At 71.6% G+C, this 16,943-nt stretch carries 25 protein-coding genes; 14 read left to right on the forward strand and 11 right to left on the reverse strand.

Annotation, left to right across the window (positions count from 1 at the left end):
• Positions 1–12: 12 nt before the first annotated feature.
• From rpsR to JMJ55_RS02695, 3 genes are all read right to left on the reverse strand, one after another.
• Positions 13–300 carry a 30S ribosomal protein S18 gene (gene rpsR, locus JMJ55_RS02685; protein ID WP_043362479.1) on the reverse strand — a complete coding sequence of 96 codons (288 nt, stop codon included), beginning with the start codon at positions 298–300 and terminating at the stop codon, positions 13–15.
• A gap of 3 nt (positions 301–303) precedes the next feature.
• Entirely contained in the window at positions 304–777 is a 474-nt protein-coding gene (gene rpsF, locus JMJ55_RS02690) for a 30S ribosomal protein S6 (protein ID WP_202823935.1), read from the reverse strand.
• Positions 778–918: 141 nt separating this feature from the next.
• Positions 919–2,511, reverse strand: a complete 1,593-nt coding sequence (locus JMJ55_RS02695) for an ABC transporter substrate-binding protein (protein ID WP_407927524.1) — start codon at positions 2,509–2,511, stop codon at positions 919–921.
• Between the two features lie 157 nt (positions 2,512–2,668).
• On the opposite strand from JMJ55_RS02695, the gene JMJ55_RS02700 reads away from it, so the two are divergent.
• The 7 genes from JMJ55_RS02700 to mltG all read left to right on the forward strand — a co-directional run bounded on the left by JMJ55_RS02700 (position 2,669) and on the right by mltG (position 8,263).
• Entirely contained in the window at positions 2,669–3,418 is a 750-nt protein-coding gene (locus JMJ55_RS02700) for a hypothetical protein (protein ID WP_202823937.1), read from the forward strand.
• A 64-nt stretch (positions 3,419–3,482) separates the two neighbouring features.
• Positions 3,483–4,442, forward strand: coding sequence for an ACP S-malonyltransferase (gene fabD, locus JMJ55_RS02705; protein WP_202823938.1), 960 nt, complete (start codon positions 3,483–3,485; stop codon positions 4,440–4,442).
• Positions 4,443–4,451: 9 nt separating this feature from the next.
• Positions 4,452–5,189: a 3-oxoacyl-[acyl-carrier-protein] reductase gene (gene fabG / locus JMJ55_RS02710; RefSeq protein WP_202823939.1), complete on the forward strand. Its 738-nt coding sequence runs from the start codon at positions 4,452–4,454 to the stop codon at positions 5,187–5,189.
• A gap of 122 nt (positions 5,190–5,311) precedes the next feature.
• Positions 5,312–5,533, forward strand: coding sequence for a hypothetical protein (locus tag JMJ55_RS02715; RefSeq protein ID WP_202823940.1), 222 nt, complete (start codon positions 5,312–5,314; stop codon positions 5,531–5,533).
• 202 nt (positions 5,534–5,735) lie between these two features.
• On the forward strand, positions 5,736–5,972 hold the full coding sequence (locus JMJ55_RS02720; RefSeq protein ID WP_202823941.1) for an acyl carrier protein: 237 nt from the start codon (positions 5,736–5,738) through the stop codon (positions 5,970–5,972).
• Between the two features lie 24 nt (positions 5,973–5,996).
• On the forward strand, positions 5,997–7,286 hold the full coding sequence (gene fabF / locus JMJ55_RS02725) for a beta-ketoacyl-ACP synthase II (protein WP_268885225.1): 1,290 nt from the start codon (positions 5,997–5,999) through the stop codon (positions 7,284–7,286).
• Between the two features lie 23 nt (positions 7,287–7,309).
• Positions 7,310–8,263, forward strand: coding sequence for an endolytic transglycosylase MltG (gene mltG / locus JMJ55_RS02730; protein ID WP_328702560.1), 954 nt, complete (start codon positions 7,310–7,312; stop codon positions 8,261–8,263).
• A 7-nt stretch (positions 8,264–8,270) separates the two neighbouring features.
• Here the strand turns inward: mltG and JMJ55_RS02735 are convergent, their stop codons facing one another.
• The 3 genes from JMJ55_RS02735 to JMJ55_RS02745 form a co-directional block, all read right to left on the reverse strand.
• A complete protein-coding gene (locus tag JMJ55_RS02735; RefSeq protein WP_202823942.1) occupies positions 8,271–8,669 on the reverse strand; it encodes a hypothetical protein in 399 nt (132 codons plus the stop codon).
• Between the two features lie 79 nt (positions 8,670–8,748).
• Complete coding sequence (locus JMJ55_RS02740) at positions 8,749–8,907, reverse strand: DUF6726 family protein (RefSeq protein ID WP_236033325.1); 159 nt, start codon at positions 8,905–8,907, stop codon at positions 8,749–8,751.
• 66 nt (positions 8,908–8,973) lie between these two features.
• Positions 8,974–9,606: an ABC transporter ATP-binding protein gene (locus JMJ55_RS02745; RefSeq protein ID WP_407927517.1), complete on the reverse strand. Its 633-nt coding sequence runs from the start codon at positions 9,604–9,606 to the stop codon at positions 8,974–8,976.
• Positions 9,607–9,772: 166 nt separating this feature from the next.
• On the opposite strand from JMJ55_RS02745, the gene JMJ55_RS02750 reads away from it, so the two are divergent.
• The 5 genes from JMJ55_RS02750 to JMJ55_RS02770 all read left to right on the forward strand — a co-directional run bounded on the left by JMJ55_RS02750 (position 9,773) and on the right by JMJ55_RS02770 (position 12,708).
• Entirely contained in the window at positions 9,773–10,354 is a 582-nt protein-coding gene (locus JMJ55_RS02750) for an arylesterase (protein ID WP_236033326.1), read from the forward strand.
• A gap of 12 nt (positions 10,355–10,366) precedes the next feature.
• The gene (thpR, locus tag JMJ55_RS02755) at positions 10,367–10,906 is read left to right on the forward strand and encodes an RNA 2',3'-cyclic phosphodiesterase (protein ID WP_202823946.1); all 540 of its coding nucleotides are present in this window, start codon (positions 10,367–10,369) and stop codon (positions 10,904–10,906) included.
• A gap of 82 nt (positions 10,907–10,988) precedes the next feature.
• On the forward strand, positions 10,989–11,486 hold the full coding sequence (locus tag JMJ55_RS02760) for a YcnI family copper-binding membrane protein (RefSeq protein WP_202823947.1): 498 nt from the start codon (positions 10,989–10,991) through the stop codon (positions 11,484–11,486).
• 18 nt (positions 11,487–11,504) lie between these two features.
• A complete protein-coding gene (locus tag JMJ55_RS02765) occupies positions 11,505–11,981 on the forward strand; it encodes a copper chaperone PCu(A)C (protein ID WP_202823948.1) in 477 nt (158 codons plus the stop codon).
• Positions 11,935–12,708: a trypsin-like serine peptidase gene (locus tag JMJ55_RS02770; RefSeq protein ID WP_202823949.1), complete on the forward strand. Its 774-nt coding sequence runs from the start codon at positions 11,935–11,937 to the stop codon at positions 12,706–12,708. Before JMJ55_RS02765 ends, JMJ55_RS02770 begins: the two co-directional genes overlap by 47 nt.
• Here the strand turns inward: JMJ55_RS02770 and JMJ55_RS02775 are convergent.
• Positions 12,705–13,097 (reverse strand): metallopeptidase family protein, encoded by a 393-nt coding sequence (locus JMJ55_RS02775; RefSeq protein ID WP_202823950.1) that lies wholly within the window; start codon positions 13,095–13,097, stop codon positions 12,705–12,707. The genes JMJ55_RS02770 and JMJ55_RS02775 overlap by 4 nt on opposite strands.
• 54 nt (positions 13,098–13,151) lie before the next feature.
• On the opposite strand from JMJ55_RS02775, the gene JMJ55_RS02780 reads away from it, so the two are divergent.
• Positions 13,152–13,442, forward strand: a complete 291-nt coding sequence (locus JMJ55_RS02780) for a 4a-hydroxytetrahydrobiopterin dehydratase (RefSeq protein ID WP_202823951.1) — start codon at positions 13,152–13,154, stop codon at positions 13,440–13,442.
• Between the two features lies 1 nt (position 13,443).
• On the opposite strand, the gene JMJ55_RS02785 is transcribed toward JMJ55_RS02780, so the two are convergent.
• Positions 13,444–13,872 carry an Rrf2 family transcriptional regulator gene (locus JMJ55_RS02785; protein ID WP_202823952.1) on the reverse strand — a complete coding sequence of 143 codons (429 nt, stop codon included), beginning with the start codon at positions 13,870–13,872 and terminating at the stop codon, positions 13,444–13,446.
• 129 nt (positions 13,873–14,001) lie between these two features.
• On the opposite strand from JMJ55_RS02785, the gene JMJ55_RS02790 reads away from it, so the two are divergent.
• Complete coding sequence (locus tag JMJ55_RS02790; RefSeq protein ID WP_202823953.1) at positions 14,002–14,481, forward strand: MmcB family DNA repair protein; 480 nt, start codon at positions 14,002–14,004, stop codon at positions 14,479–14,481.
• Here the strand turns inward: JMJ55_RS02790 and JMJ55_RS02795 are convergent.
• Genes JMJ55_RS02795 through JMJ55_RS02805 form a run of 3 tightly spaced genes read right to left on the reverse strand, consistent with a single transcriptional unit; the run spans position 14,468 to position 16,777 of the window.
• Positions 14,468–14,917, reverse strand: a complete 450-nt coding sequence (locus tag JMJ55_RS02795) for a PaaI family thioesterase (RefSeq protein WP_202823954.1) — start codon at positions 14,915–14,917, stop codon at positions 14,468–14,470. The genes JMJ55_RS02790 and JMJ55_RS02795 overlap by 14 nt on opposite strands.
• 31 nt (positions 14,918–14,948) lie before the next feature.
• Positions 14,949–15,815, reverse strand: a complete 867-nt coding sequence (gene motA, locus JMJ55_RS02800) for a flagellar motor stator protein MotA (protein ID WP_202823955.1) — start codon at positions 15,813–15,815, stop codon at positions 14,949–14,951.
• Positions 15,812–16,777 (reverse strand): flagellar motor protein MotB, encoded by a 966-nt coding sequence (locus JMJ55_RS02805; RefSeq protein WP_202823956.1) that lies wholly within the window; start codon positions 16,775–16,777, stop codon positions 15,812–15,814. Before JMJ55_RS02805 ends, motA begins: the two co-directional genes overlap by 4 nt.
• Positions 16,778–16,943 lie beyond the last annotated feature (166 nt).

Here is a 16,943-nt window from a genome sequence, read left to right on the forward strand (position 1 = left end):
GGCCCGCCTGCCCTAGTCGTTGATGACGTAGGGCAGCAGCGCCAGGAAGCGGGCGCGCTTGATGGCATTGGCCAGCTCGCGCTGCTTCTTCGCGGAGACCGCGGTGATGCGGCTCGGCACGATCTTGCCGCGCTCGGAGAGGAAGCGGCTGAGCAGGCGCACGTCCTTGTAGTCGATCTTCGGCGCGTTCGGGCCGGAGAAGGGGCAGGACTTGCGGCGCCGGTAGAAGGGCCGGCGGGCACCGACGGCCGGACGGCGCGCGGCCGGCGTCATGTCGGAAGCGGGGATCTCGTCGGACATGGTTTACTCCTCGCCGCCCATGGAGGGATCGGCCATCTCGTCACGCGGGCGGGCACGGAATTCCTCGCGCTCGTCGCCACGCTCGCGGCGGCCGCTGCTGAAGCGGCCCGGCGGACGGGGGCCACGGAAGCCACGGTCGCGCTCACGCTCCTCGCCGCGGCGAGTGAGGATGGCGGAGGGTGCCTCGTCGATCGCCTCGACGCGCAGCGTCATGACGCGGAGCACGTCCTCGTTCAGGCCGAGCTGGCGCTCGGCTTCCTGCATCGCGGCCGGGACGGCGTCGATGCCGAGGAGCATGTAATGCCCCTTGCGGTTCTTCTTGATGCGATAGGCGAGGCCACGCAGACCCCAGTATTCGCGCTTCTTCACCTCGCCGCCCTGCTCGGCGACGATGGTCGCGACCTGCTCGGCGATCGTCTCGACCTGCTGCTGCGTGACGTCGTTGCGTGCGATGAACACGCTTTCATATAGCGGCATATGATACCCCTCTGGCTGTCTCAGCCCGAGGCGACAGGCGGGATGCCGGGCGCGCAAATGGGCATAGCCGCGCGCGATGCCTCCGCGGCGGCAGGGAAGCGGGGCGTAAAGCACGCCGCCCCGCCATAGGCAAGGGCTTACTTACCCCTTCTGCACGCCCCAGAAGGTCGGGAAGCCCTTGGCGACGCCGGTGATGTTGGTCCGGTAGGCGGTCGGCTGGATATACTGGCCGAGCGGGATGCTGGGGACGTCCCGCATCGCCTGCACCTGCATCTCCCGGCAGGCCGCCTGTTGCCCGGCCTGATCCGGCGCCGCGAACCAGGCATCCCGCAGCTGCTCCAGTCTTTCGCTGACGCACCAGCCGGGCCAGGCGCCGCTGTCGCGGCCATTGCCGCGGATGGCATAGTGGCTGGCCGGGTCCATATGGTCCGCCCCCTCCCAACTGGTGGTGAGGCAGCTCCAGCCGCCCTGGGCTACCGGGCCCCGGTTGTTCCGCCGTTGCAGCATGGTGCCCCAATCGGTGGCGATATAGTCGACCTTCAGGCCGATCTTGCCCATCGCATCCGCCATCACCTCGCCGATGGCCTTGAGATGGGAATAGTCGGTGGCGACGAGCAGGGCGACCGTCTCGCCGCCATAGCCGGCCTCGGCCAGCAGGCGGCGCGCCTTCTCGTAATCCCGTGGTCCCTTCAGCGGCTCCAGCCCCGCCTCGCTCGCCATCGGCGTATTCGGACAGAAGATGCCGTGCGGCACGTGGTACATCGCCGCATCCTCGCCGACGATCGCCTGCATGAAGGCGGTCTGGTCGAAGGCATGCAGCAAGGCCTGCCGCGCCTCGGGCTTGTCGAAGGGCGGCTGGAGGTGATTCGGCCGCATCATGCAGACGGTGCCGGTCGGGTTCGTCACCTCGATCAGGATGCGCCGGTCCCGCCGGAGCAGCGGCAGCAGGTCATGGGTCGGGTTCTCCCACCAGTCCTGCTCGGCGCGCTGGATCGCCGCCACCTTGGTCGCCGCATCGGGGATGGTGGTCCATTCGACGCGATCGAGATGCACGAGCTTCGGCCCGGCATTCCAGCTCGCCCGCTGGCCCTCGCGCGGGACGTATTTCTCGAATTTCGCATAGACGTTGCGGGAGCCCGCCACCCGCTCATCGGCCAGGAAGCGGAAGGGCCCGCTGCCGACCATCTCGGTGATCTGCTTGAAGGGGTCGGTCTCCGCCAGCCGCTCCGGCATCATCGCCGGCATGGGCGAGCTGACCTTGCCCAGCGCCTCCGGCAGGAGGGGGAAGGGGCGGGAGAGGCGGAAGCGGATGGTCCGGTCGTCGGGCGCCGAAAGCTCCTCGGTCGCCGCCATCAGCGCCCCGCCCAGCGCATCCCGCTTGGCCCAGCGTCGGATGCTGGCGACGCAGTCCCGGGCCAGCACCCGCTCGCCGTCATGCCAGAGCAGGCCGGGGCGCAGCGTCAGGGTCCAGAGCTTCCCGTCATCCGCGACGACATGCCCCTCCACCATCTGCGGCGAGGCCTTGAAGCTGCTGTCCTGCCCGTAGAGGGTGTCGAAGACCATATGCCCATGGCCACGGGTGACATAGGCCGTGGTCCAGTGCGGATCGAGGAAGGCCAGGTCGATCTGCGGGATGAATTTCAGCACCCGCGAGCCTTGCGCGGCGGCGAGCCGCGGCATGGCGAGCGGCATCCCAAGGCTGGCCGCCCCGGCCAGCAGGGTACGACGGTTCAGGCGGATATCCATGGCTCTCTGCCCCCAGCGGTGGCGTGCGATCCGGCCTTGCTCCCTGGCGGGGAGGGTAGGGCATCGCGGCACAGGATGACAAACACCCCTCATCCGCTTTATGCAGTGCAGCAATTCTCCCTCGAACCGGAATGGTGAATCGCCCTTGCAACGGACCCTGCTTGCCCCCCTCTTCCTGCTGTCCCTCGCCGCCTGTGGTGCCGACTACTCGCCGGACACCTATGCGACGCGCGCCGTGCAGCAGGCGAACAAGGTGGAGCAGGGGATGGTCGTCGGCCGGCGCGAGGTGAGCGTCACCGCCGAGGGCAGCACCGGCGCCGCGACCGGTGCCGCGGCGGGCGGCGTGCTCGGCGCCCAGACGCCGGGGGGCGGCATCGGCTCGGCGCTCGGCGGGGTCGGCGGCGCGCTGATCGGCGGGCTGATCGGCACCACCGCCGAGCATGTGGCCGGCGACACCAAGGCCTTCGAATACATCGTCCGCACGGCGAAGGAGGAGCTGATCTCGGTCACGCAGAAGGATCAGACGCCGCTGGTCGTCGGCCAGCGGGTGCTGGTCATCGCCGGCACCCAGGCCCGGATCGTGCCCGACTACACCACCCAGCCGCCCGCAACCCCGGCTGCGGCGGCCGCCCAGGCCGCCACCGCGCGGCCGGCCGAGCCGGCCTCCACCCCGGCCGGCGCCACCCCGGCGAGCCCCAGCCAGGCCGGCCTGCCGCCGGCCCCGCCGCCGCCCGTGGTGGTCCCCCCGCCGCCCCCGCCACCGGATGATTCGGCCGCCGCCCCTCCGGCCCCGTCCGGCAGCCAGTCTTCCGCCACCCAGGCGGTGCAGTCGGCCGTCACCTCCCAGCTTCCGCCCGTGGCCCAGGGCGTCGCCCGCGCCGTCGCCGCGCCGTGAGATTGTTGACAGCGGTGTGACCGGCGGCTAGGCCCGCCGGCCAAAACCCGCTGAGGACATGTCCATGGCAATGGCCTTCGTCTTTCCTGGCCAGGGCAGCCAGGCCCCCGGCATGGGCCGCGACCTCGCGGCCGCCTTCCCCGCCGCGCGCGAGGTCTTCCAGGAGGTGGACGAGGCACTGAAGCAGAACCTCTCCCGCCTCATGTTCGAAGGCCCGGGTGAGGAGCTGACCCTGACCGCCAATGCCCAGCCGGCGCTGATGGCGCATTCCGTCGCCGTGCTCCGCGTGCTGGAGGCGGAGGGCGGCTTCGACTTCGCCGCCCGGGTGGCGCTGGTCGCCGGCCATTCCCTCGGCGAATACAGCGCCCTGACCGCCGCCCGCGCCTTCGACCTGCCCACCGCCGCCCGGCTGCTGCGGCTGCGCGGCGAGGCGATGCAGAAGGCGACGCCGCCCGGCACCGGTGCCATGGCTGCGCTGCTCGGGGCCGAGCTCGCCCAGGCCCAGGCCATCTGCGACGCCGCCAAGGCCGACCCCGAGACGGGCGCCGAGGAGGTGGTCGAGATTGCCAATGACAATGGCGGCGGGCAGGTGGTGATCTCCGGGGCCAAGCCGGCGGTCGATCGCGCCATCGCCGCCGCCCCGGGCCATGGCGTGAAGCGGGCCCTGCCGCTGCCGGTCTCGGCGCCCTTCCACTGCGCGCTGATGGCGCCCGCCGCCGATGCCATGGCGGAGGCCCTGGCCGCGGCCCGCATCCAGGCCCCGCTCGTTCCGGTCGTCGCCAATGTCACCGCCGCCAAGGCCACCGATCCGGCCGAGATCCGCCGCCTGCTGGTCGAGCAGGTGACGGCGACCGTCCGCTGGCGCGACTGCGTCGCCGCCATGGCCGCCATGGGCTGCGACCGTTTCGTCGAGCTCGGCGCCGGCAAGGTTCTCACCGGCCTCATGAAGCGCAACGCGCCCGAGGCCACCGCCTCCGCCATCGGCACCCCCGCCGAGGTCGAGGCCTTCCTGAAGACAATCTAGGAGACGCCGATGTTCAGGCTGGACGGCAAGGTCGCCCTCGTCACCGGGGCGACGGGCGGCATCGGCGCCGCCACCGCCCGGGCGCTGCATGCCCAGGGCGCGCGCCTCGCCATCACCGGCCGCCGCGCGGCGGAGCTGGAGGCGCTGGCTGCGGAGCTGGGGGAGGGGGTCCTCGTTGCCCCCGCCGACCTGGCCGATGCGGCGGCGCCCGCGGCGCTGGTCGAGCAGGTGGAAGGGCAGCTCGGCAGCCTCGACATCCTGGTGAACAATGCCGGCTTCACCCGCGACATGCTGGCGCTGCGCATGGGCGATGCCGACTGGGCGGCGGTGCTGGAGGTCGATCTGACCGCCCCCTTCCGCCTGGCCCGCTCGGCCCTGCGGGGGATGATGAAGCGCCGCCACGGGCGGATCGTCTCCATCGCCTCCATCGTCGGGGTCACCGGCAATGCCGGCCAGGCGAATTACGCCGCCGCCAAGGCCGGGCTGATCGGCATGAGCAAGTCCCTGGCGCAGGAGGTGGCGACCCGCGGCGTGACGGTGAACGTCGTCGCCCCCGGCTTCGTGAAGACCGCCATGACCGATGCCTTGCCGGAGGCGGCCCGCGGCAAGCTGATGGAGCGCATCCCGACCGGCCGCATGGGCACGCCAGAGGATATCGGTGCCGCCGTCGCCTATCTCGCCAGCACGGAGGCTGGCTGGGTCACCGGCCAGACCCTGCATGTGAATGGCGGGATGGCGATGATCTGATCCAGGCGGGCGACTCGGTCAGGTCGCCCGGCCTGCTCATGCGATTGTTCGGGGTTCCTTCAGGCAACCTCCGCTAGGCTGCACCGCTTTCTCCCCAGGACGGCGAGGCGGCGATGGCGCGCATGGACAAGCCCCATGTTTCCTTGATGGGGCCCTGGCCGGAAGGCCCCTGGTGGCTCCTGGCAGCGGCCGCGCTGGCGGCGCCCTTCGCGGTCCTGTTGCAGGGTGGCGACCTGCATCTTGCCCTTCTGGCCTCGCTCGCCTGCCTCGCCACCCCCGGGGCGGCGATCGAGGCAATGATGGGCGTTGCCCGGGTCACCCAGCTTATCGAACCCCCGCGCTGAGCCCGGCCGCCATGCTGCGCTGCGGCATATGCGCCACCCTGCCAAAGGGACTTGCCAGCGCCGCCAACACCGCCTACGCCGCACCCGGGTTCCGGGATGACCACCCGCCTGCCCGAGGCGGCGCCCCCATGCGGGGTGCCCCGGGATGCCGGGCCGGGGGCGACCCTTGGGGCATAGCTGCAGACGTGGAGACTGGCAGGCGATGAGCGAGACCGCCGAGAAGGTAAAGAAGATCGTTGTCGAGCACCTCGGCGTGGATGAGGCCAAGGTGACCGAGGACGCCTCCTTCATCGACGACCTGGGTGCCGACAGCCTCGACACCGTCGAGCTGGTGATGGCCTTCGAAGAGGCCTTTGGCGTCGAGATTCCGGACGATGCGGCCGAGAAGATCACCACGGTGAAGGACGCCATCGCCTATATCGACGGGCACAAGTCCTAAAGCCCGCCCGCGACCAGGGAGAGGTTGAGCGTGTTCGCAAAGGGTGCCGCGCCGCGGCGCGTTGTCGTCACCGGCATGGGCATCGCGTGCCCGCTCGGCCTCGGCGTCGAGCGGGTCTGGCAGCGCCTGACCGGGGGCGAGAGCGGCATTGCCGCGATCCAGTCCTTCGATGTCAGCGAGCTGCCGGCGAAGGTCGCTGGCCAGGTCCCGGTCGGGACCCGGGAAAACGGCGGGCTCGACCTCGCCGAATGGATCCCGGTGAAGGACCAGAAGAAGATGGACCGCTTCATCCAGCTCGCCATCGTGGCGGCGGTGGAAGCGGTCGAGGACAGCGGCTGGAAGCCCGAGGACGAGGAGGGCCGCTGCGCCACCGGCGTCATGATCGGCTCCGGCATCGGCGGGCTCCAGACCATCTACGAGGCCGCGCAGGTGGTGGCCGCTGGCCGCGCCAAGCGGATCTCGCCCTTCTTCATCCCGAGCGCGCTGATCAACCTGGCCTCTGGCCATGTCTCGATCCGCTTCGGCTTCAAGGGCCCGAACCATTCGGCCGTGACGGCCTGTGCGACGGGCGTGCATGCGCTCGGTGACGCGGCGCGGTTGATTGCCCTCGGTGATGCCGATGTCATGGTCGCCGGCGGTGCCGAGGCCGCGGTCTCCGAGATCGGGATGGCTGGCTTCTGCGCCTCCCGCGCCCTCTCGACCGGCTACAACGACACCCCGACCGCCGCCTCCCGTCCCTGGGACGAGGGCCGCGACGGCTTCGTCATGGGCGAGGGCGCCGGTGTTGTCGTGCTCGAGGAGCTGGAGCACGCCCGGAAGCGGGGTGCCAAGATCTATGCCGAGGTCATCGGCTACGGCATGTCGGGCGACGCGCACCACATCACCGCCCCCTCCGATACCGGCGACGGCGCCTTCCGCTCCATGCGGGCGGCGCTGCACAGCGCCGGGGTCGAGCCGGGCGAGGTGCAGTATGTCAACGCCCATGGCACCTCGACCCCGCTCGGCGACGACCTGGAGCTCGGCGCGGTGGAGCGGCTCTGGGGCGATGACGCCAGGACCCTCGCCATGTCCTCGACCAAGTCGGCGATCGGGCATCTGCTCGGCGCCGCTGGCGCGGTGGAGGGCATCTTCTCGATCCTTGCCATCCGCGATGGCGTCGCCCCGCCGACGCTGAACCTCGAGAAGCCCTCGCGCGAGAGCGCGATCGACCGCGTGGCCAAGACCGCGCAGGAGAGGCCGATCAAGGTGGCGCTGTCGAACAGCTTCGGCTTCGGCGGCACCAACGCCAGCATCGTCTTCCGCGCCGCGCCCTGAGGCGCTTCCTCCGCATCGCCGGGGTGGCATTCGCCGCCCTGGCCCTGCTGGCCGCGGCCGGGGCGGGCTGGGCTTACCATCTTTACCGCGCGCCCGGGCCGCTTGCCGCCCCGGCCCAGCTTGTCATCCCCCGTGGCGGGACGGAGGCGATCGCCGCCGCCCTCGACCGCGCCGGTGTCATCCGTGACCCCCGTCTCTTCGGCTTGGCGAGCCTCGCCACGCGCGGGGAGGGGCCGATCCGCGCCGCCGAATTCGTCTTCCCTGCCGGTGCCTCGATGGCCCAGGTGCTCGATATCCTGCGCCATGCCCGGCCGGTGCAGCGCCGGCTGACCATCCCCGAGGGGCTGGCGGCCCGGCAGATCGCCGCCCTGTTCAACCGTGCCGAAGGGCTGACCGGCGACCTGCCCTCCTTCGCCGAGGGCGCGGTCCTGCCCGAGACCTATGCCTATCACTGGGGTGATGCCCGCGCCGCGCTGCTCCGCCGTGCCGAATCCGCCATGGAGGCGGCGCTGGCCGAGGCCTGGGCTGGCCGCGCTGAGGGCCTGCCGCTGACCTCCCCGCGCGAGGCGCTGGTGCTTGCCAGCATCGTCGAGCGGGAGACGGCGGTGCCGGAGGAGCGGCCGCGGGTCGCCGCCGTCTTCATCAACCGCCTCCGCGCCGGCATGGCCCTGCAATCCGACCCGACCGTCGCCTATGCCGCCGCCGATGGCGCGCCGCTCGACCGGCCGCTGAGCCGGGCCGATCTGGAGCGGGACCATCCCTTCAATACCTACCGGGTGAAGGGCCTGCCGCCCGCACCCATCGCCTCACCGGGCTTGGCCGCGTTGCGCGCCGTGACCCGGCCGGCCAGGACCGAGGATCTCTTCTTCGTCGCCGATGGCAGCGGCGGCCATGCCTTCGCCCGCACGCTGGAGGAGCATAACCGCAACGTCGCCCGCTGGCGGGAGATCGAGCGGCGCCGCGCCGGCGGATTGTGACCGCCGCCTACATGCAGCCATGCAGCCGCATGCAGGCCATGTAGCGCTGAAGGCATTGGCTCATGCAGCCGGCCCGGTCATTCGGCGTGAAGGCCGGCGCGTTGGGGTTCATGCTCCATTGCGGCGGGCAGGCGATCTGGCAGGAGCTCTGCTGGGACAGGCAGCCATTCGCCAGCACCTGGGGGCAGCGCTGCGGCGCCTGGCCATTCTCCTGTGGCGCGGCAGGCGCCCGTGGCCTCACCGACCCGCCCATCCCGCCAGAGGGCGGCAGGGGTGGCGGCTTGCCGCCAGGATCGGATTGGTAGCCACCCGCCGGCGGCAGCGCATCCGGCTTGCCGAGCTGGGCCTGGGCGGCGGTGACGGGAAGCAACAGGCCCAGCAGCAGCCGGATCAACCACAGGCGCAAGGCCACCTCTCCCCCTTTGCATTCAGGGGCATGGTTTAACCCGGCAACGACCGGGTGCGGCGTCTCGACTGCGTGAAGCCTAGTCGATCACGTCGCCCACCGCATGGATCGGCGCGCCGAGCGGCTTGCCGACCACCGGCACCACGGAAAGCACATCGCCCGTCACCCGGAAGGGCAGCGCCACCAGCCCGCAGCCCGAGAGCGAAAGGGCGGCCAGCACCAGCATCACGATCCGCATCGGAACAATCCCTTCATTCTTGGCGGCAAAACGCCGGGGCCTCCGGCCCCGTTCAGCCGGGCCCATTCAACCGGGGACAACCAGCCCGTCCTCCATCCGCACCACCCGGCCGCAGCGCCCGGCCAGCACGGGATCATGGGTGATCAGCAGCAGCGTGGTGCCGAGCCTTGCCTGCAGGCCGAAGAGCAGCTCCATCACCTGCGCGCCCGTGCCGCGGTCGAGATTGCCGGTCGGCTCGTCGGCCAGGAGCAGCGGCGGCTCGGCGACGGTGGCGCGGGCCAGCGCCACCCGCTGCTGCTCGCCGCCCGAGAGCTCGCCCGGATAATGCCCGACCCGATGGCCGAGCCCGACCGCCGCCAGCGCCTCCCGCGCCCGGGCGAAGGCATCGCGCCGGCCGGCGAATTCCAGCGGCACCGCGACATTCTCCAGCGCCGTCATGGTCGGGACCAGGTGGAAGGCCTGGAACACGATGCCGACATGGCCCCGGCGGAATCGGGCCAGCGCATCCTCGTCCATCGCCGCCAGGTCATGGCCCGCGACCCGCAATTCGCCCCCGGTCGGCCGTTCCAGCCCCGCCAGCAGCATCAGCAGCGAGGTTTTCCCCGAACCGGAGGGCCCAACCAGCCCCACCGCCTCGCCGCGCCGCACCGTCAGGTCCACCCCGCGGAGGATGTTGACCTCCCCGGCGGCCCCCGCCACCCTGAACCGCAGGCCCTGGGCGGCAATGAGCGAGTCGTCGGCGTCTTCGCCGGATTGGGGTCGGAGGCTTCTTTCTATGGTGTCCATGGTGCCATGCGGGTTCCGGGATGCCAGCCGATATGGGCGCAGAGCCGCATTCGGCCTAGCGTTTTCCGGTTTCGGAGTATTGCGGGCCGCGGCGGCCGGCCCGGTCCGGCTGCTCGCCCTCGGTGACAGCCTCACCGCCGGCTATGGCCTGCCGCCGGGCGAGGGCTTCGTCCCGAAGCTCCAGGCGGCGCTCACCGCTCGCGGCCGGCAGGTGCGGGTGCTGGATGCCGGGGTCTCGGGCGATACCACGGCCGGCGGCCTCGCCCGGCTGGACTGGGCCCTGGCCGAGGAGCCGCAGGCGGCGCTGGTCGAACTCGGCGGCAATGACGGGCTGCGCGGCCTGCCGCCGGCCGAGACCCGCCGCAACCTCACCGCCATCCTCGACCGGCTGGAGGCACGGCGAATCCCGGTGCTGCTCTCGGGCATGCTCGCCCCGCCCAATCTCGGCGCCGATTACGGCCGCGAATTCGCCGGCGTCTTCCAGGCGCTCGGGCAGCGGCCCGGGGTCCTGTTCGATCCCTTCTTCCTCGAAGGCATCGCCGGCGATCCGGCGCTGAACCAGCCGGATGGCATCCACCCCAATCCTCGCGGGGTCGCCATCCTCGTCGCCCGCATCCTGCCCGCGGTCGAAGCTTTGTTGGAGCGTGTCCCCTCAGGCTGAGGAGAAGCCAGCATGATCCGCCTCTTCGTCGCGCTTGCCCTGCCCGCAGCGATCAAGGAACAGCTGGCCTTGCTGGCCGGGGGCATCCCCGGCGCCCGATGGGTGCCGCCGGAGAATTACCACCTCACCCTCCGCTTCATCGGCGAGGTCGAATCCTGGCGGGCGCAGGAGGTGGACGATGCCCTGGCCACCATCCGCGCCCGGCCCTTCGAGCTGTCGCTGCGGGGCCTCGGCACCTTCGAGAAGGCGGGGCGGATCAGCGCCCTCTGGGTCGGGGTGGAGAAGACCGAGGCGCTCGCCTTCCTGCAATCCAAGGTCGAGACCGCGCTCCAGAGGATCGGGCTGGAGCCGGAGCGCAAGCGCTTCGCCCCGCATGTGACCCTGGCCCGGACCGACCGGGCGGCGCCGGACAAGCTGATCCAATTCGTCCAGGCGCATAACCTGTTCCGCGCCCCGCCGGTCGCGGTGGAGAGCTTCACCCTCTATTCCTCGCTGCTCGGCAAGGAACAGGCCTTCTATGTGCCGGAGGTGGAATACGCCCTGGCGGCCTGAGCCGGGCGGGGAGGGGGAGCGTATCTTTTGTTCCGGCCAGGACGCGGCTAGGGTCCGCCGCCCCAGTGGATGCCGGAACCCGATGCGCCCTGTCCTGATCGCCGCCCTGCTGGCCGGCAGCGTCCTCGCCGCCCCCGCCCGCGCCCATGTCACCATCGACCCGCAGGAGGCGCCGGCCGGCGGCTATGTCCGCGCCGCGCTCCGCGTCCCTCATGGCTGCCCCGATCCGGGGACCAGCCGCATCCTGGTCCGCCTGCCGGAGGGGGTGCTCTCGGCCAGCCCCATGCCGAAGCCGGGCTGGCGCCTGAGCATCACCCGTGGCCCCGCCCCCGCGCCGGGGCGGGACGGGCGGGTGACCGAGATCGCCTGGGAAGGCGGGCCGCTGCCCGAGGACCAGTATGAGGAGTTCGTCCTTATGCTGCATGTCGCCGGCCGCCCGGGCGAGACCCTGGCCCTGCCGGTGCTGCAAGGCTGCGCCGGGGGCTTCGCCGTCGACTGGGCCGAACTGCCTGCCCCTGGCCGCAGCCTTGAGCGGCCTGCCCCGCTGCTCCGGCTGGTGCCGGGGCGGGGCCATCACTGAATCCTGGAGACGCCCCCGATGACCCTCCTTCGTCGCGGCCTGCCGGCCGCCGCCTTCCTGCTCCTCGCCGCCGGCACCGCCGCGGCGCAGGAGATCCGGGCCGGCGACCTCACCATCAGCCGGACCTGGTCGCGCGCGGCCGGGGCCAATGGCACCGGGGCGGGCTTCCTGGCCATTCGCAATGCCGGCAGTCAGCCGGACCGGCTCGTCGCCGCCACCGCCCCCGTCGCCCGCACGGTCGAGCTGCACACGCATGTGCGGGATGGCGAGGTAATGCGGATGCGCCCGGTGGAGGCTGGCATCCCCATCCCGCCCGGCGAGACCGTCACCCTCCAGCCCGGCGGCTTCCATGTGATGCTGATCGGGCTGAAGGAGGCACTGCGCCAGGGCACGGAGGTGCCACTGACGCTGCGCTTCGAGCGGGCCGGCGAGGTGCAGGTGATGCTGCATGTCGAGAGCGCCGGGGCGCGCGGCCCCACCGCCCATTCCCACTGAGGCGCCGCTGAAGCGCCTGCTTCCCGCCGCGGCGCTGTTGCTGCCGGCCTTGGCCGCAGCGGAGCCGAAGCCGCTGCTGCCCGGCATCGGCCCGGCCGATCCGCGCCGGCCGGTCGACCTGCGGGCGCCGCCCTGGAATGCGCTCGGCCGCGTGCAGCTCGAGGTCGGCGGCCGCTGCACCGGCGTGCTGATCGGGCCGCGCCTGCTGCTGACCGCGGCGCATTGCCTGGTGGCGCCGCGCAGCCGTGCCCTGGTCCGGCCGGGGACGGTGCATGTGCTGCTCGGCTATGACCGCGGCACGGCGGTCGGCCATGCCCAGGCGGTGTCCTACCGCATCGGCCCCGGCTTCGACCCGGCGACCGGCGGCCCGCCCGGCGCCGACTGGGCGGTGCTGGTGCTGGATTCGCCGCTCGGCGCGCCGGACCGGGTATTGCCGCTGCTCACCGCCGCGCCGGCGCCGCGCACGCCGCTGATGCTTGGCGGCTACCAGCAGGACCGGCCGGAGGTGCTGCTGGCCGATACCGGCTGCCGCGCCATCGGCCTTTCCAGGCCGGGGCCGGGTGCGATGCTGCTGCATGACTGTGCCGGGACCCGAGGCAGCAGCGGCGCCCCGCTGCTGGCGCCGCTCCCGGGCGGCGGCTGGGGGGTGGCCGGCATCGCCTCCCGCACCTCGCCGGCCGTCGCCCTCGGCGCGGCGGTGCCGACCTCGGCGATCAGCTTGCCTTAGATTTCCCGCTCCAGCCGCTCGATATCCTCGTCCGAGAAGCCGAAATGGTGGCCGATCTCATGGATCAGCACGGTGCGGACCAGGGCGAAGAGATCCTCCCCGGTCTCGATCCATTCCAGCAGGATCGGCTCGCGGAACAGCAGGATCGTGTCCGGCTCCTGCGGCACGTCGAGCACGCTCTTCTGGGTCAGCGGCGTGCCGCGATAGAGGCCGGTGAGGTCCCAGGGATTGTCGATCCCGAGCTCCTCTAGCACATCCTCCTCCGGCGTCTCCTCGACCACGATGGCGGTGCCGCGCACCCGCTCGCGCAGCGTCTCCGGGATCGCGGCGAGGGCCTGCTCGGCCAGATCCAGGATGTCTTCGAGGCTCGGGGGGGTGCTATGGCGCATGCGGCGCAGCAGGACGCCGCGGCGGACGCCAGGTCAAGCGGGAAGGGGGCCAGGATGATCGAGAAGCTGGATGCGGCGGCACGGGCGGGGCTCGCCGAGACCCTGCCCGGCTGGCAGGTGGCGGAAGGGCGGGACGCCATCCGCCGCGAATTCCGCTTCGCCGATTTCTCCGCCGCCTGGGGCTTCATGAACCGGGTCGCCCTGTTGGCCGAGGCGCAGGACCATCATCCGGAATGGTCGAATGTCTGGAACCGGGTGGAGATCCTCCTCACCACCCATGATGCGGGCGGGCTCTCGGCCCGCGACGTGAAGCTCGCCCGGGCGATCGACGCCCTGCTCGGCTAGGCTAGGCTGCTGCCGCCTGGCGCTGCGCCTCGGACACCATCTGGGCGAGGCTGGTATCGCCGAGGTCGCGCAGCATCGCCTCCTCCGCCGCGTCGAAGCGCTGCCGCAGCAGGCCGGGGATGCGCTGCCCCACCGCGCAGGCCTCGGGCGCGGGGCGATGGACCCGCATCATCGCCTCCCCTTCCGGATGGATGGCCCGCCAGACCTCGCGCAGGGTAATGCTCTCCGCCGGCCGGGTCAGGCTCGCGCCCCCCGGGCCGCGCTGCACGGTGATGAGACCGGCGCGGGTGAGCAACCCGGCAATGCGCCGCACCACCACCGGGTTGGTCCCGATGCTGGCCGCGAGGCGGATGCTGGTGGCACCCCCGGGCGGGTCGCTCGCCACGAGGATGAGGATGTGGAGGCCGACGGAGAATCGTGTCGCAATCATGACTTCTCATATAAAAGCACCGAAGCCCCGCTTCGGCCAGGGGGCGGAGCAGACTCTTCCGGGTAAACAGGCCCCAGGACGAAGATTTCTACGCTAGCAACGCGTGACCCGCTGTCGGAGCACCGAGCCGTGACCGTTCTTTTCTCACCGCCGCCGGCGGCCCGCACCGCCGCGGTCTGCCTCGCCGCCCAGCGCTTCTGCGCGCTGCGTGGCTGGGCCGTGCTGCTGGAGATGCCGCTGCCCAATGGCCGCCGGGCCGACCTGATCGCGCTGCAGCCGGATGGCGGCTTCGCCATCATCGAGGTGAAGTCCTGCGCCCGCGACTTCCTCTCGGACGGCAAGTGGCCGGACTACCGGGAGTATGCCGACCGGCTCTACTTCGCGGTCGATTGCGACTTCCCGCAGGAATTGCTGCCCGAGGATGCCGGGCTGCTGGTCGCCGACGGGATGGAGGTGGCACAGCTGCGCGATGCGCCCGCGCATCCGCTGGCCCCCGCCCGCCGCCGCGCCCTGCTGCACCGCTTCGCCATGCTGGCCGCCGAGCGCCTCTCGGCCCTGACCGACCCCGCCGGCCTGGCCGAGCGCCGCGCCGCGCTCAGGGTGGAGTAGGCTCCTCCACCGGGACGCCCCGCGGGTCGCCGCTGCCGGCGCGGTAGCGGTGGGTGGAGGCGCCGAAGGCAACGAGCTGCCCCGCCCCATCGAAAACCTCGGTCCGGGCGAAGAAGACGTTGCGCCCGCCGGTGACCACCCGGCCTTCCGCCACCAGCCTGCCGCCGATCTGCGCCTGGCCCGCGAAGCGGCAATCGAGGTCGAGGGTGACAGCCCGCCGCACCCGGCCGGGGAAGGGGCAGAACAGGCCGGCGAAGGCCGCCGCCTGATCGATCATCGAGAGCAGCAGCCCGCCATGCACGATGCCGGAGCGGTTGGCATGGAAGGGCGCCGTCTCGCAGACGAGCTTCGCATAGCCCTCCCGCCATTCCTCGACCGCGATGCCGAGATGGCTGTGATAGGGCGAGCCCGATTGGGCGAATTCCGGCTGGTCCATGCCGCCCCTCTGGCCCGGCGCCGGCACCCGGTCAAGCGATCTGCAGATCCGACAGCGCCTTCTCCAGCTCCTGGAAGCTCGGCATGGAATGGGTGGGCGCGGTCTTCCGCCCCGCCTCCACCGCCACCTGCGGCGCATTGCCATGCAGGTGGGAGACGAGGACGGCGCGGATCACTTCGTAGTAGTAGCAATCCTCCTCGACCACGCCCTTCAGCCGCGCCGCCATCGGCCCCATCATCCCATAGGCCAGCAGGATTCCGAGGAAGGTGCCGACCAGCGCGCCGCCGATCATCCCGCCGAGCACCGCCGGCGGCTGGTCGATGCTCGCCATGGTCTTGATGACGCCGAGCACGGCGGCGACGATGCCGAGCGCCGGCAGCGCATCGGCGATGGATTGCATGGCGTGGGAGGCATGCATCTCCTCCTCGCGGACCTTCTTCAGCTCCCGCGCCATGATGTCCTCGATCTGGTGCGGGTCGTCGGCATTCATGCCGACCATGCGGAGGTAGTCGCAGATCATCGCCGTCGCCAATTTGTCCTTGGCGATCTTGGGGAATTTCTGGAAGGCGGCGCTTTCCTCCGGCTTCTCGATATGCGGCTCCAGCGCCATCGCGCCCTTCTGCTGGGCCAGCCGGACAAAGAAATACAGCAGGGTCAGCAGCTCGAGGAACTCCGCCTTGTGGAAGCGCCCGCCCTTGATGATCTTCCCGAAGCCGCCGAGCACATGCTTGATGTCGTGCACGCTGTTCGACATGACGAAGGCGCCGATCGCGGCGCCGCCGATGGTGATCATCTCATGCGGCAGCGCGTGCAGGATGATGTCGAATTTGCCACCCGCGATGACATAGCCGCCGAAGACGCAGACGAGCAGGAAGATGAGGCCGCCGATCGTCGTCACGGGCCGGAGGGTCCCGGCGCCTGGCGCAGCAGGGTGACGGAGACGCGGCGATTGGCCGCATTGCTGGGGTCGTCCGGAAGCAGCGGCTCCCGCTCGGCATGGCCGGCGACGCCCTGCACCCGCGCCTCGGCGATGCCGCCATCCAGCAGCAGCCGGCGCACTGCATTGGCCCGCTCGGTCGAGAGTTCCCAGTTGCTCCGCTCATTGGTGCGGAAGGGTGTCGCATCGGTATGGCCGGCGATGGCGATGCCGTTCGGCAGCCGCGCCGCGATGGCGGCCACCTTGGCGATCACCGTCCGCGCCCGGTCGTTCGGGGCCGCACCCCCTTGCGCGAACATCGGCCGCCGCTCGGCATCCAGCAGCTGGATGCGCAGCCCCTCCGGCACCTGCTCGATGCGGAGCTGCCGGGCCAGTTCGGCGAGCGCCGGGTCGTCCCGCACGGCAGCGCGAAGATCCTCCGCCGCGCGTTCCAGCGCCACCCGGTCGCGCCGGGCGAGCTCGGCGCGCAGCGTCTCGTCCGGCAGGGTGGTGGGGTCGGGTGAGGCCTCGGCCGGGCGGGGCGGGGGCGCTGGGGGCGAGGGCTCCGGCTGGTCGGCCAGCGCCTCGCCCTCCTCCTCGATATCGAGCCGGACCGGGGCCGGGCCGCGTTCCGGCCGGATCGCGCCATTGTCGGAGGACATATTGCCATCCGCATTCGGCGTGCGGCCGGCGAAGGGCAGGCCGGTGCCCGAGGGTGCGCGGGCCAGCACGTTGCTGGGCGCGAAGAAATCCGCGAGGCCGCGCCGCTGCTCCTCCGAGGTGGCGTTCAGCAGCCACATCAACAGGAAGAAGGCCATCATCGCCGTGACGAAATCGGCATAGGCCACCTTCCAGGCGCCGCCATGATGGCCGGCCTCCCCGCCTTCCTCGCGGCGGATGACGATGGTGCTGCCCCCGTCCTTGCCCTTGCCCCTGCGCGCCATGCCCTGCCGCTCCGCCGCGCGCAGTCTCGGGCCGGCGCCCTTAATTTCCGCCTAACCGCCGGGACCGCCCCGAAGGTAGGCAGATTGGCGCGCACCTGGGCAGGGACGGGGTGGGCCAGGGACGGGTCAGGGGCGGGCAAGAGGCCCTGGGGCCGGGCTGGGGCTG

Origin of the sequence: Belnapia mucosa (assembly GCF_016775475.1) — a bacterium.
Classification (GTDB): Bacteria; Pseudomonadota; Alphaproteobacteria; order Acetobacterales; family Acetobacteraceae; genus Belnapia; species Belnapia mucosa.